Annotated in this window: 13 protein-coding genes and 1 pseudogene; 9 read left to right on the forward strand and 5 right to left on the reverse strand. The window is 64.6% G+C overall.

Features of this window, described 5'->3' with window-relative positions:
- Positions 1-2: 2 nt before the first annotated feature.
- From ACWA13_RS06960 to ACWA13_RS06990, 7 genes are all read left to right on the forward strand, one after another.
- Positions 3-1334: a M50 family metallopeptidase gene (locus ACWA13_RS06960; protein ID WP_463937417.1), complete on the forward strand. Its 1332-nt coding sequence runs from the start codon at positions 3-5 to the stop codon at positions 1332-1334.
- 79 nt (positions 1335-1413) lie between these two features.
- A complete protein-coding gene (locus ACWA13_RS06965; protein ID WP_463937418.1) occupies positions 1414-2109 on the forward strand; it encodes a MarR family transcriptional regulator in 696 nt (231 codons plus the stop codon).
- A complete protein-coding gene (locus tag ACWA13_RS06970) occupies positions 2109-2627 on the forward strand; it encodes a hypothetical protein (protein ID WP_463937419.1) in 519 nt (172 codons plus the stop codon). The genes ACWA13_RS06965 and ACWA13_RS06970 overlap by 1 nt, the downstream gene beginning before the upstream one ends.
- A 100-nt stretch (positions 2628-2727) precedes the next feature.
- Positions 2728-3021, forward strand: coding sequence for a YciI family protein (locus tag ACWA13_RS06975; RefSeq protein ID WP_463937420.1), 294 nt, complete (start codon positions 2728-2730; stop codon positions 3019-3021).
- A 43-nt stretch (positions 3022-3064) separates the two neighbouring features.
- Positions 3065-4231: a flavodoxin-dependent (E)-4-hydroxy-3-methylbut-2-enyl-diphosphate synthase gene (ispG, locus tag ACWA13_RS06980; protein ID WP_463937421.1), complete on the forward strand. Its 1167-nt coding sequence runs from the start codon at positions 3065-3067 to the stop codon at positions 4229-4231.
- Positions 4194-5084: a GNAT family N-acetyltransferase gene (locus ACWA13_RS06985; protein ID WP_463937859.1), complete on the forward strand. Its 891-nt coding sequence runs from the start codon at positions 4194-4196 to the stop codon at positions 5082-5084. Before ispG ends, ACWA13_RS06985 begins: the two co-directional genes overlap by 38 nt.
- Before the next feature lie 56 nt (positions 5085-5140).
- Entirely contained in the window at positions 5141-5869 is a 729-nt protein-coding gene (locus ACWA13_RS06990) for a hypothetical protein (protein ID WP_463937422.1), read from the forward strand.
- A gap of 21 nt (positions 5870-5890) precedes the next feature.
- On the opposite strand, the gene ACWA13_RS06995 is transcribed toward ACWA13_RS06990, so the two are convergent.
- The 3 genes from ACWA13_RS06995 to ACWA13_RS07005 are packed head-to-tail and all read right to left on the reverse strand — an operon-like array spanning position 5891 to position 8081.
- Complete coding sequence (locus tag ACWA13_RS06995) at positions 5891-6532, reverse strand: TetR/AcrR family transcriptional regulator (protein ID WP_463937423.1); 642 nt, start codon at positions 6530-6532, stop codon at positions 5891-5893.
- Positions 6529-7284 (reverse strand): ABC transporter permease, encoded by a 756-nt coding sequence (locus tag ACWA13_RS07000; protein ID WP_463937424.1) that lies wholly within the window; start codon positions 7282-7284, stop codon positions 6529-6531. The genes ACWA13_RS06995 and ACWA13_RS07000 overlap by 4 nt, the downstream gene beginning before the upstream one ends.
- The gene (locus ACWA13_RS07005) at positions 7281-8081 is read right to left on the reverse strand and encodes an ABC transporter ATP-binding protein (protein WP_463937425.1); all 801 of its coding nucleotides are present in this window, start codon (positions 8079-8081) and stop codon (positions 7281-7283) included. Before ACWA13_RS07005 ends, ACWA13_RS07000 begins: the two co-directional genes overlap by 4 nt.
- 204 nt (positions 8082-8285) lie before the next feature.
- On the opposite strand from ACWA13_RS07005, the gene ACWA13_RS07010 reads away from it, so the two are divergent.
- Together ACWA13_RS07010 and ACWA13_RS07015 are read left to right on the forward strand one after the other, a co-directional pair.
- Complete coding sequence (locus tag ACWA13_RS07010; RefSeq protein WP_463937426.1) at positions 8286-10097, forward strand: proline--tRNA ligase; 1812 nt, start codon at positions 8286-8288, stop codon at positions 10095-10097.
- Complete coding sequence (locus ACWA13_RS07015; protein ID WP_463937427.1) at positions 10094-10888, forward strand: sulfite exporter TauE/SafE family protein; 795 nt, start codon at positions 10094-10096, stop codon at positions 10886-10888. Before ACWA13_RS07010 ends, ACWA13_RS07015 begins: the two co-directional genes overlap by 4 nt.
- Before the next feature lie 34 nt (positions 10889-10922).
- Here ACWA13_RS07015 and ACWA13_RS07020 read toward each other — a convergent pair.
- Together ACWA13_RS07020 and ACWA13_RS07025 are read right to left on the reverse strand one after the other, a co-directional pair.
- A pseudogene (locus ACWA13_RS07020) lies at positions 10923-11941 on the reverse strand (aminoglycoside phosphotransferase family protein).
- A 118-nt stretch (positions 11942-12059) separates the two neighbouring features.
- Entirely contained in the window at positions 12060-13220 is a 1161-nt protein-coding gene (locus ACWA13_RS07025) for a DUF4439 domain-containing protein (RefSeq protein WP_463937428.1), read from the reverse strand.
- Positions 13221-13241 lie beyond the last annotated feature (21 nt).

Consider the following 13241-nt stretch of genomic DNA (forward strand, 5'->3'; position numbering starts at 1 on the left):
TTATGACCCCGGTTCTTCTTTTTATCCTCGGCGTGGTCTTTGTGGCCATCGGCATTGCCGTGTCCATCGCCCTGCACGAGGTGGGCCACCTGCTGCCAGCCAAGCTGTTCAAGGTGCGGGTTACCAAATACATGATCGGTTTCGGACCCACGCTGTGGTCCCGCCGCAGGGGCGAAACCGAGTACGGCATCAAGGCCATTCCGCTGGGTGGCTACGTGTCCATGATCGGCATGTATCCGCCCAACCAGGACGACGGCGGCGTCCGGCCCTCCAGTACCGGAATGTTCCAGACGCTTGCCTCCGAAGCCCGTTCGGTGGCTCATGAAGAAGTCGGCCCGGCGGACGGGAACCGCGTCTTCTACAAGCTTCCGGTCTGGAAGAAGATCATCGTGATGCTGGGCGGCCCGGCCATGAACCTGATCATCGGCGTGGCGCTGACGGCTGTGCTGCTAATGGGCTTCGGTGCGGCCACGGCCACCACCACCATTTCGAATGTGTCCAAGTGCCAGGTGGCGGAGGGGCAGACGGTGGACCCGGACTCTGCTGACTGCCGGCCAACCCCGGCCGCTGCCGCTGGACTGCTGCCCAACGACGTCGTTACCTCCTTTGACGGCAAGCCCGTCGCCGAGTGGAGCCAGCTCACTGAGTGGATCCGCGCAGCTGCCGGCCGGGAAGTGGCCATTACCGTGGATCGGGCAGGAACAGAGATTTCCACCATGGTGACGCCGGTACTTTCGTCACGCCCCGTGGTGGGTCCGGACGGACTGCAGGCCCAGGACGACGCCGGGCAGCCGCTGTACCAGGACGTCGGCTTCCTGGGAATAGGTGCGAAGAGTGAACTGGTTCCCCAGCCGGCGTCGACCGTTCTGCCCATGGCGGGCGAGAACATCCGGCAGGTGGCGGGCGTGATCCTGAACCTTCCGGCCCGGGTGGTGGGCGTGGCGCAGGCCGCCTTCAGCTCTGAACCCCGTGACCCCAACGGGCCGATCAGCGTGGTAGGCGTTGGCCGGGTGGCCGGAGAAGTCGCCGCCATGGAGGAAATTCCCGTGGACGCCAGGGTCGCAACGCTGGTGGGACTGCTGGCCGGACTCAACTTTGCACTCGCTGTGTTCAACCTGGTGCCGCTGCTGCCGCTGGACGGCGGACACGTGGCCGGTGCCCTGTATGAGGGCGCGCGTCGGCTGGTGGCCCGGCTGTTCGGCAAGCCGGATCCCGGCGCTTTTGACATTGCCCGGCTGCTGCCGTTGACGTACGTTGTGGCAGTGCTCCTGATGGGGCTGAGCGCGCTGCTGATCTACGCAGACATAGTGAAGCCGATCAGCCTGTTCGGGTGATTCGAGGCTATCTTGATTGATTCCCACCAATCAGCCGTATTTGATTGATTGTCTGAGATAAGCCGCCTACGGTTGATCCATGTACGTTCTAACTATTGACCAACGCGGCAGCAGATCGGACCGGGACCGTGTTCCGGGCTTACTGTCAGAGCTGGAACAACTGGGGTACCCCGGTTTTGAACGGTCAGTAGGCGACGAACTCCAAGGCGTTGTCGACGCGGCCGCTGACGCTGCAGATATTGCCTTCCACGCCCTCCGGAGTGGCCGCTGGTACGTGGGGATCGGCCTCGGTGAGGCAGTAGTGCCCGACGGCGGAAGCCCCCGTGAGGGGATCGGGCCCGCCTTTGTTGCCGCACGCAAGGCAGTCGAACTCGCCAAGGCGGCAGGCAGTCACGTTCCGTTGTCAGTGGTGGCAGGCATACTGGCCCGGACGACGGAAGGGGAAACGAAAGTGGTGAAGGGTGCGGCTACATCGGCGGAGGAGGCCTGCGCCGATGCCCAGGCGGTGTTGAGGCTGATTGGAAAACTCCGTCACGAGCGCACTGCCGCGCAGTGGAAAGTAGTGGACACCATGCAGGAGTTGGAGGCTGTTACGTCCCACGCTGTCCAGAAACAGGCCGCGGAACGGCTGGGGGTCACTGTGCAGTCCGTCAGCCGCACCCTGCTCCGGTCCGGGTGGCAGGAAGAGAAGGCGGCACGTCCGGCGGCTGCCCGGTTGCTCGATTTCGCCCACCAGGCAGTGCTCAGCACCATTGCTGCGGCCGGGAGGAACTGATGGATGCAGCGTGGCTCGATGCCTTCTGGGTTACCGGTGCGCTCCTGGCAGCGGGCTTTGCAGGCTGGCCGGTGACCGTCCTGGTTTTCCGGCTGGCACGGACTATCGATGAGAAAACCGACGAGCCCCTGCCGGCAGTACCAGATACATCAGCCGGAATGGATGATCCTGCGGCTGACGTCACTGTCGATGCTGAACGCGCCGGTCGTAGCGGATCCGCCGGGCCCGAAGACGTCAGCAAGCCTTCAATCGAACTGCCGCCTGCCGTGCCAGTAACTAAAACCATCCTCCGGGGCGGCGCCATCATCGGGGTTCTGGAACGGCTTGCCGTCGCACTCGCAATCCTGGGCGGGCAGCCGGTGGCCATTGCCTACGTCGTGGCTATCAAGGGGTTGGGCAGATTCGCCGAACTGAAGGCAACGCCGGCGGCCGCAGAACGGTTCATTATTGGCACGCTGACCTCCATGCTGTGGGCTGCCGGTGTGGCCGCGGTGGTCAAAGTCGTTGTCCTGGGTTGATCCGTGCGGTAGCTGCAGCAGGGGTTGCCCGCACGCGCCGGAGCGTCGGCGCAGCCGGTCCGGATCGGCGGAGGGGGCGCCGGGGCGTTAGGGTATCCATATGACTGTTTTTGCCGTTGAGTATGTGTACACCGCCGATTCCGCAGCAGCCCGAGATGAGGCGCGTCCGGCTCACCGGGAGTGGCTGGCTGGCTTGGAAACCGAGGGGCAGCTGCTCACCAGCGGCCCGTATGGGGACGGCGCCGGGGCGCTGCTCATCTTCAAGGCGGCCGGTGAATCGGAGTTGACCGAACTCCTGAAGCAGGATCCCTTCGCGGGCGCCGGTGTCATTGCAGGCATCCGGACCACAGAATGGAAGCCGGTCATCGGCCTGCTGGCCCCGCACGCTTCCTAAAGCCGAATCTTCTTCCAACCGTTTCACCAATCAAGGAGTCCACGTGACCTCGGTCAGCCTGGGAATGCCGGCAGCCCCGCCACCCGTTCTCGCCCCCCGCCGCAAGACGCGGCAGATCAAGGTTGGTTCGGTCGGTGTTGGTTCCGATTCGCCGATCAGCGTCCAGTCCATGACAACGACGCCCACCACCGATATCAACGCCACCCTTCAGCAGATCGCCGAACTGACGGCCTCGGGTTGCGATATTGTCCGCGTTGCCTGTCCATCGGCAGATGACGCTGAAGCACTGCCGATCATCGCCCGGAAGTCCCAGATCCCCGTGATCGCTGACATCCATTTCCAGCCCAAGTATGTTTTTGCCGCCATCGAGGCAGGCTGCGCAGCTGTCCGCGTCAACCCGGGCAACATCCGGAAGTTTGATGATCAGGTCAAGGAAATCGCCGCCGCGGCCCGCGACCATGGCACCTCCATCCGTATTGGCGTGAATGCAGGCTCACTGGAGCCCGGCATCATGAAGAAGTACGGCAAGGCCACGCCCGAGGCCCTCGTTGAGTCGGCTGTCTGGGAAGCCTCCTTGTTTGAAGAGCATGGTTTCCACGATTTCAAGATTTCCGTCAAGCACAACGACCCCGTGATCATGGTCGCCGCCTACGAAATGCTCGCTGAGCAGGGCGACTGGCCGCTGCACCTTGGCGTCACCGAGGCGGGCCCGGCCTTCCAGGGCACCATCAAGTCGGCCACGGCCTTCGGAGCCCTGCTGTCCCGGGGCATCGGTGACACCATCCGCGTTTCGCTGTCCGCCCCGCCCGTAGAGGAAATCAAGGTAGGCAATCAGATCCTGCAGTCGCTGAACCTGCGTCCGCGCAAGCTTGAGATTGTCTCCTGTCCGTCCTGTGGCCGTGCCCAGGTTGACGTCTACTCCCTGGCCGAGCAGGTCACTGCCGGGCTGGAAGGCATGGAAGTCCCGTTGCGCGTAGCCGTGATGGGCTGCGTAGTGAACGGACCAGGCGAAGCCAGGGAAGCGGACCTCGGCGTCGCGTCCGGCAATGGCAAGGGCCAGATCTTTGTGAAGGGCGAAGTCATCAAGACTGTGCCTGAAAGCCAGATCGTTGAGACACTGATCGAAGAGGCAATGCGGCTGGCGGAGGAGATGGGGGAGTCCGATGGCGAAGATGCTGTCAAGGGCGGCCCCGTGGTCAGCGTCTCGTAGGGGCGGAGCGGCGCCGGGAGGCGCCGTCGTACGCGTCCTGGGAGACGGGGACACCGCAGCGTTGGGGGAGTTGGCCGGCCGGGATCCGGTGGCCAATGTCTTCATCCTGGCGCATTTGGCAGCAATAGGTACGGCTGCCCCCACCAGCGGCGGGGCCTCCATCTTTGGAGTGTTCGACGCCGGCACCCTGGTGGGCGCGTGCTGGTCGGGCGCGAACATCGTGCCCGTCGAGCTGGCTCCTGAGATGGCGCCACTCATCGCTTCCGCCGCCGGCCGGTCAGGGCGGCGTTTTGCGTCAGCTTTCGGCCCTGCCCCTGCTGTCCTGGCAATCCATGAGGGCCTGCACGAACTGGGACATACCTCCCATGAGGTGCGGGCAGAGCAGCCCCTCATGATCATTGAAGGTCCGCCCCTCGTTGCTGCCGACCCCGCGGTCCGGCTGGGGACCATGGCCGACTTTGATCGCATCCTGCCGGCGTGCGCTGCGATGTTTGAAGAAGAAGTGGGTTACTCCCCGTTCCTCGGCGGCCGCGATTTCTACGGCCGCCGGGTCGAAGGCCTCATCCGGCAGGGGCATTCCATGGTGCTGATGGGTCCGGCCGGTGAAGTGGTTTTCAAGGCGGAACTTGGCGCCGTGACGGCTGAAGTCACGCAGGTCCAGGGTGTGTGGATGAATCCGCAATACCGCGGCCGCGGGCTCGGCGCCGCCTACATGGCCGCCGTGGTGGAGCTGGCGCAAAAAGTAGCCCCCGTGACCAGCCTCTACGTCAACGACTACAACTTCCGGGCACGCGCCGTGTACCAGAGGGTCGGTTTCCGCGCGGTGGGCACGTTCGCTACAGTTCTCTTCTAGTTGCTCAGCTGTAAAGCAGGAAAGGCCCTGCCGGCGGCAACAGTATTGGGGGAAATATGCGTGTCAAGGGCGTCCTGGGAATCTCGGCAGCACTCCTTCTTGGTGTAACGTCCTGCAGCGGGCCAACGGGCGCAGTGGAGCCCGATCCTGCGCCGGCCTCCAGCACCGCCGCACAGCATGTTCCCGAACCGTCCCGCGCCCCGGTTGCCGTGTACACGTCTGCGCAACTGTCGGAAATCGTCAGCCAAGTTGCGGACGAATCCGGCCGGGCGATGACAGTAATGCCAGAGGCGGACATCCTGGCCCAGCAGGCGCAGATGAAATCGGTGATGAAAACCATGACTGTAGAGCCGTCGCAGTGCGCTCAATTTGCGGTTGCGGATAACCTTCCGGAGGGAACTGCGCTAGCGCTGGGTATATCGGAGACGGCCGAGCCCGTCTCCTCGACGGCGTTGACCCTGGCTTCCGGAGTGGACGGGGCTGCCGCGCAGGCTAAATTGGACGACCTTCAAGCCCTTGCCATCTGCGAAGACTTGACAGTCGATATAGCGGGTACCTCGGCATCCACCCACATCCAGATTGTGGATAACCTAACATCGCTTCCGGGTGCCCGGACCTACAGGGCAGACGCCCAATCAGCGGCTGGCCAAATGTCCATGATCATGTCGCAAGCCGTCCACAAGGGTGTATTGATTTCCGCCGTCGCAACTGGTGGCGCAAGCCAAGAGGACGCCGTGCGACGAACGGCAGAGCTGATGGACCTGGCTGTGGCACTCCTCAAGTAGCCCGCCCGAACGCGGACCGCACTACTGTTGCGCCGCCGTCGGGAGTTCCCCGGTCAGGTATCTCTGGATAGTGGGGGAGAGCAGCGCCACCACCTCTTCCGGGGTGAGCGAGGCCATCGGTTCGAGGCGGACAATGTACCGCGCCATCATCAGCCCCACCATCTGGCTGGCCACGAGGTTTCCGCGCAGCGCCACCTCAGCCGGACTTCCCGGCACCCCTGCCATGACCCGGGAGAGGATGGTCCTGGTGACAGTTTCACGCAGCAGAAGGGTCCGGGTACGGGAGCCGATCGTGCCGCGGAAGAAAGCGATGAGCCCGTGTTGGGCAGGGCTTTCCCACAGCCGCACAATTGCCCGGACCACCGCTTCTGCCCGGACAGCAGGGTCGTGTTCGCTGACACCGCGCAGCACCTCGGCAGGATCGGCAGGAAGGGCCACACACTGGGCGAAGAGCTCCTCCTTGCCCTTGAAGAAGTGATGAACCATGCCCGGATCCACGCCGGCTTCCCTGGCGATCTGCCGCAGGCTGGTGCCGTCGTAGCCGTGCTCGGCAAACAGTCTGCCTGCCGCGGCGAGGATGTCATCCCGGGAATCTGCGCTTCCGGGATTTCGGTTCCGGCGTCCGCGGCGGGCTCCTGCGGCGAGGGCATCTCGTTGCGTCATGAGGTGCGCCGCCTAAGGGTCAGGGACGCCAGGACCAGCACCACCAGGACAATGGCGATCATGATTCCAGCATCGATCCACATAGTCCCGGTTGCATTACTGTTCATGGCGATTTCCGTCAGGGCATCCACCGAGAACGTCAGCGGAAGAACGTTCGAGATTGATTCCAGAACCTCGTTCATGTGATCGCGTGCAACAAACAAGCCGCAAAGAAGGATCTGGGGCACCACCACCACCGGCATAAACTGCACGGCCTGGAACTCCGTCCGTGCGAAGGCCGAACACAGCAGGCCCAGCGCAACTCCCAGGACGGAATTGATGACAGCAATCATCACCACCAGCGCCGGGCTGCCTTCAATGTCCAGGTTGAAGATCCAGTAGGCCACGGCGGTAGCCATCAGGGACTGCAGTGCGGCCATCATGGAGAAGGCAAGGCCGTAGCCGAACAACAGGTCGGCCTTGTGGATGGGAGTGGTGAGCAGCCGTTCCAGGGTGCCGGACGTCCGTTCGCGCAGCATAGTGATGGAGGTGACCAGGAACATCACCACAAACGGGAAGATGGCCAGCATCATCAGGCCCACCCGGTCGAAAGTGCGGGGTGCACCGGGCGGCAGCACCTCGTTCTCGAACAGGTAGTAGACGGCCGTCAGCAGCAACGCGGGAACCACCAGGATCAGGGCTATGCTGCGGTGGTCATGCCTGAGTTGCTCCAGCACCCGGCGTGCGGTGGCCAACATCACGTGCACGTTCATGGCTGCGCCCCCGTCACTTCAGAACCGAATGCTTGACCGGACACGCCGGCTGCGAGCGACGGGTTGAGGATAATGTTCAGGAACGCCCGCTCGAGGTCCTGGCTGCCGCCGCGCCTGCTCAACTCCACGGGCGTCAGCTGGGCCAGGAGCCTGCCCTCACGCAGAAGCAACAGGGAAGCGCAGTGACTTGCCTCCTCCATCACGTGACTGGAGACCACGAGCGTTGTCCCGGCGTCGGCCATGGTCTGGAAGCGGTCCCAGAGCTCCGCGCGCAGTACCGGATCCAGTCCCACAGTCGGTTCGTCCAGTACCAGCAGCTGCGGTCTGGCCACCAGGGCGCAGGCGAGGGACACCCGGCTCAGCTGGCCGCCGGAAAGGTCGGCAGTCTTCTGTGCCGACTGTTTTTCGAGTCCGACGGCGGCAATCGCCTCTGCGGTATCGGCGCGGTTTTTGCCATGCATGGCGCCGAAGTAGCGTACGTTCGCCTGGACGCTGAGGTCCGGGTACACGCTGGGTGCCTGGGTGACGTAGCCGACCTGGTGGCGCAACGCGGGATGGCCTGCCGGCCTGCCCAGCACCCGCACTGTGCCGCCATTGACTTTCTGCACGCCGACTATGGCACGCATCAGCGTGGTTTTGCCGCTGCCTGATGGTCCCAGGAGGCCGGTAATCATGCCGCCCGGGACCGTGAAGTCCAGCCCGTCAAGGACCGTGGAGCGGCCGCGGTTAACCTGCAGGTTACGCACTTCCACGGCGTCTCCGGGTGGATTGGAGGGAAGCGGTGCCGAGCGGGCCATGGCCACCTTCTCTATCAGGAGAATAATTCATCAAGTGATGAATTAAAGTTAGAACGGACGGACAACAGCGTCAAGGGGCGGGCGGTAGGCAGTTCTGCCGGGTCTGCAGCGGGCTGCTGCGGGGCCGGTTTGCCGGTAGATTAGTACCCAGAAGAAACGCCGGCGCTGCCTTCCGCAGCATTCCCCAGAAATGGATATCCACCCGTGGTCACAAGACTGTCCCACCTTTTCCTGCGCACGCTGCGTGAAGATCCCGTTGACGCGGAGGTGGCCAGCCACCGGCTGCTGGTTCGCGCCGGCTACATCCGCCGGGCGGCACCCGGCATTTACACCTGGTTGCCGCTGGGCCTGAGCGTGCTCCGCAAGGTTGAGCAGATTGTCCGCGAGGAAATGAATGCCATCGGCGCCCAGGAAGTGCACTTTCCGGCACTCTTGCCCCGGGAGCCGTATGAGGCCACCAACCGCTGGGTGGAGTACGGCGAAGGCCTGTTCCGTCTCCAGGACCGCAAGGGTGCCGACTACCTGCTGGCACCCACGCATGAGGAAATGTTCACCCTGCTGGTCAAGGACCTGTACTCGTCCTACAAGGATCTGCCCCTGAGCCTTTACCAGATCCAGAACAAGTACCGTGACGAGGCGCGTCCCCGCGCGGGCCTGCTCCGCGGCCGCGAGTTCATCATGAAGGACTCCTACTCCTTCGACGTCGATGACGCCGGCCTGGACGCCAGCTACGCCGCGCACCGCGCAGCCTATGTGAAGATCTTCGCCCGGCTCGGCCTTGAAGTTGTCCCCGTTGCCGCTACTGCCGGCGCCATGGGTGGTTCCAAGAGCGAGGAATTCCTGCACCCCACCGAGATCGGCGAAGACACCTTCGTCCGGTCCGCCGGCGGTTACGCGGCAAACGTCGAGGCCGTCACCACCGTGGTCCCGGAGGATATCGATTTCACGAATCTTCCGGCCGCGCAGGTCGTGGACACCCCGGACACTCCCACCATCGAGACCCTGGTCGCCGCAGCCAACCAGTTGGCCCCTCGCAGCGAGGCCGACGGCGGTGCCTGGACTGCGGCGGATACCCTCAAGAACGTCGTCCTGGCCGTTACCCTGCCTACCGGCGAGCGCCAGATCGTCGTCATTGGCCTTCCTGGCGATCGCGCCGTGGACCTGAAGCGCGTCGAGGCGAACATTGGTTCCTTCCTGCCCGTCGCCGGCGAGATCGGCCTGGAGGCTGCAGGAGAAGACGACCTCAAAAAGAACCCGCTGATTGTTAAGGGTTACCTGGGCCCCGGACTGACGCCGGAGGAGCCGCTGCTGGGCCTGGATAGCGCCAGCAAGCTGCTTTACCTGGTGGATCCGCGTGTGGTTTCCGGAACCAGCTGGGTAACCGGCGCAAACGAGAACGGCAAACATGTGTTCGGCCTGGTGGCAGGACGCGATTTCACCTGGGACGGCGTCATCGAGTGCACGGATGTGCGCGCCGGCGACCCCGCTCCGGACGGCTCCGGCCCGCTGGAAATCGCCCGCGGTATCGAAATGGGGCACGTCTTCCAGCTCGGCCGCAAGTACGCCGAGGCTTTGGACCTGAAGGTCCTGGACCAGAACGGCAAGCAGGTGGTGGTCACCATGGGCTCCTACGGCGTTGGCGTAACCCGCGCTGTGGCTGCCTTGGCGGAAGCCAACCATGACGACCGCGGACTCGTTTGGCCGCGCCAGGTGGCACCCGCTGATGTCCATGTTGTAGCCGTCGGCCGTGGTGAGGACATTTTCGCCGCCGCGGAAAAGCTGTCCGCCGAACTCGATGCCGCCGGACTGGACGTCATCTTCGATGACCGCCCGAAGGTATCCCCGGGCGTGAAGTTCGGCGACGCCGAACTGGTGGGCGTTCCCACCATCCTGGCCGTGGGCCGGGGCCTGGCTGACGGCGTAGTCGAAATCAAGGACCGTCGCACCGGCGAAGCAGAGAACATTGCGGTGGACCAGGCTGTCGATTACGTCCTGGCCGCCGTCCGCGGCCGGTGATTTCCGGGTTCGAGGCGATTGAGCCGGCCACCCTCCTGTTGATTGTGGTGGCCGGCCTCGCCGCGGGCTGGATAGATGCAGTAGTGGGTGGCGGCGGGCTTCTCCAGCTTCCGGCCCTGCTGCTGGTACCGGGTATTACCCCGGTCCAGGCGCTGGCCACGAACAAGATGGGATCGATTTTCGGTACCACCACGAGTGCCGTGACCTACTACGGCAGGGTGAAGCCCGATCTCTGGACCGCGGTACCCATGGCTGTGATCGCCCTTGCGGGAAGTTTCGGCGGCGCCATCCTGGCTGCCCAGCTGCCCGCCAGCGTCTTCAAGCCCATCATTGTCGTGGCGCTGGTGGTGGTGGCCGTCTTCACCGCATTGAAGCCCGACGTCGGCGACATTACGCTGCTGCGCCACGACGGCAAGCGCCATTATGTGGTTGCCTGCCTGATCGGTGCGGTCATCGGTTTCTACGATGGCCTGATCGGCCCTGGTACCGGATCCTTCCTCGTCATAGCGCTGGTGTCTGCCATGGGGTATGCCTTCCTGGAAGCCAGCGCCAAAGCCAAAATCGTGAACATGGCCACCAATGCAGGGGCGTTGCTGTTTTTCCTGCCCCATGGCTCGCTGCTGTGGGGAGTGGGGCTGGTCCTGGGCGCGGCGAACATGGCGGGCGGCTACCTGGGTGCCCGCACAGCTGTTAAGCAGGGGAGCCGCTTCATCCGGCTGGTTTTCCTGGCTGTGGTCGCCGCGCTCATCCTGAAGCTCGGCTATGACATGTGGGTGGAGAATTTCGCCTGACGTTCTGGTCCGGGAGAAGGCTGGCTGCCGGCTGTCAGGGGATGGATTGCTCTTCACCGGGTTCCGGGAGCGACTGTGGTGCAGGAAAAGGCCATCAAGGGTTCGTCCCGCCAGTGTGCTGGCCACCCACAGTGAGCGGAGGAAATCCCCCTGATGGTGCGGGCTGGGAGCATAGCCAAGCGCGTTGTCCACCTCTCTCGCGATACCCCATTGCCTGGCCACGTCGGCATCGAGGCCCGCCGCTGAGCTGAAGTCCCGGCAGCGTTCCAGCAGCCCTACTTCAGGGTTGTCCCGGGGAAGTTCGCTTAGGCGGTTCCACAGCAACGGGGCAACCGCAAATTCTGCCTCGCCGATCATGGGCTGGGGATCGATGACAGCGTAGCCCTCGCTGTCGAGGCGGCCCAGCACATTGAGGAAGTGGAAGTCCGCGTTGACCAGGACATCGTGTGCTGACCGCCGGCCAACGGCGCCCCGCGTCTGGCAGACCTCGAGGGCGGCTTCAAGCAGCCATCGTGGAAAGGGGCGGCTCAGCCTTTCCCACTCCGCCGGCATCTCATCGCTCCATTGTTCGGCGCGGACAGCAATATGGTCCAGTTCCTGCCATTGCGGCCGTTCGTCGGGAACAAGGCACAGCTGCCGCATCAATGCGCCCCATACAGGAACTGCGCTGTCCATGGGAACAGGCTGCAATGACCGTTCAGCATCCAGGCGTTCAAGAACCATGGAACAGCTTTGGGCGTCGGATTCGAGAAGGCGTGCAGCGCCCTGCCCGTTCCACAGCACCAATGCGTGGCGTTCAACCTGCGCTTCGTCGTGCGGGAACGCGATTTTAAGCGCGGCTGGTGTCCCGTCCTGACGGAGCACCGGCAGCACCAGGCCGCCGTGGCCGTTCCACGGCACGGCGCCGGGAGCCAGATCCGGGGTTAGCTCCCACCGCTCCACGCACTCTTCGAGGAGCCCGGGCAGGGCGGCCAGCCAGGCACGCCCCTCGCGGCTGCGGCTGTAGCGCGCAGTGAGGTCGGGTGGGATCGGCACGTAGGCAGGCTGGCTCATCGGTCCCAGCGTAATCGGTCCCGGAGTAATCCTTGCGTAGCTGTCGGCGGTTCTCCTGCCTGGAAGAACGTATGGCGTTAGCAAACATCGACACCGCCGGGCGGGCGAGCGGTCGCGGTCAGCGGGTGGGACCGCTGGTGGGGGTTCCCTCGGTTGGGGTTGCGCCAGCGGGAACCGGAGGCAGGGCAGAGGCATCGACGGCCAGGCCCGGGAGCGCTCCGGCATCCGCGCCCCAACGCTCCGCCCGCTGCGCCGTCTCCAGCAGCGCCTGAACGGCCCATTCGCGGGTGGGTCCGTCGCTGAAGGCTACGAGGTCGCCGTAGACGGGCAAGGCGCCGGCCTCCAATGAGCCGAGCCCGTTGGTGGGAGCGGCGAGAAATTCTCCGCCCAGCGCGTAGCCGGGAGCTGCCGGGGTCACTTCCAGGCAATACGCGGCCAGGAGCGAGGCGGCATCTTCGGCCAGGTCCCGGTGGCGTGACAAGGCGTCTGCCGCAAGGATTGCGGCGTCTCCGGCGAGCCGCGGCAGGGCCACCTGGTAGCCGTAATCGCCCTGGCGTTCACTTTCGAGGACGGCGGCCAATGCGGCCGGCATGCCGGACGACGCCGGAGCCCGGCATTGCGCCGAAGGTATTGCTGTTGCGCCGCCAGTGGGAGCCGCGTCTGAGCCGTCCGTGGGCTTTCCCGGGGTCTGGCCGGGCTCAGGCACCTCAAGGCCGGGAAGGGGGACGCCGGACTCTGCTGCCAGTGATTCCGCCTCCAGCAGCTGGCCGGTACCGGTGGCAACCAGCAGCCGCGCTGTCCCGCCGTCGGCTGCTTGCGCATCGCTGAGCCGCTCGCCTGCGCTGGCTACCAGCTCTGCCAGGAATGCCGGAATCGACGCAGGCGCCGGAGTTGTTGGTGCCGGCGCCGGGGCGGAACTGGGGGCGGGGCCGGAAAAGGGCTTGTCCGTTGCTACCGGAAGCGGGCGGTAGAGGGCCTGACCCTGCACAGTCAGCAAAGTCACAGTCCTGCCCAGCTGCGCGGTTCCGGCCGACTCCGCGGTGGCCTCACTCGCCAGGACGGTCCCCGCCGAACGCAGTCGCTCAGTGGCCGCATAGGCATCCGCCAGCGCTTGCTCGGAGAATGTCGGTGCCGGTGGTGGCGCAGGTTCCTGCAGTGTTAGCACCATTCCGCTGCTGAGGATCACCGCGCACGTAGCCACCAGGATCCCGGCACGGAGAAGTCTTTCCCGGGGGTTCGTTTTCCTGGCTTTGCTTCTCACAACATCCCATGTTGTCACGTTGGGAAGGCAGCCCGGTGC

Source organism: Pseudarthrobacter sp. TRD_SC_9 (assembly GCF_055361265.1).